1 protein-coding gene is annotated in these 289 nt (G+C 40.1%); it reads left to right on the top strand.

All coding sequences use genetic code 11. The features are described from left to right. Nucleotides 1-289 (top strand): class II aldolase/adducin family protein (locus NG918_RS16775; RefSeq protein ID WP_252227188.1); only part of this gene is annotated, 289 nt, incomplete at both ends.

The following is a 289-nucleotide window of genomic DNA, read 5'->3' as shown; positions in this document are numbered from 1 at the left end:
TTTTTCCAGAAGGTGTTGGGATTATTCCTTGGCTGGTTCCTGGTACGAATGAAATTGGAGAAGCTACATCTGAAAAAATGAAGGAAAATCGTTTAATCGTTTGGCCACATCACGGGATTTATGGTGCGGGAAAATCAATGGATGAAACATTTGGATTAATTGAAACCGCGGAGAAAGCAGCAGAAGTTTATACTATTGTGATGTCACAAGGCGGTATTAAACAAGCGATTACAGATGAACAATTGAAAGCACTGGGTGAAAGATTTGGCGTTGAAGCAAAGGCAGGTTA

The sequence above is a fragment of the Clostridium sp. ZBS2 genome (assembly GCF_023845855.1).
Classification (GTDB): domain Bacteria; phylum Bacillota; class Clostridia; order Clostridiales; family Clostridiaceae; genus Clostridium; species Clostridium aquiflavi.
Note: the sequence above shows the minus strand (reverse complement) of the source record. Positions and strands in the feature narration are given on the sequence as shown.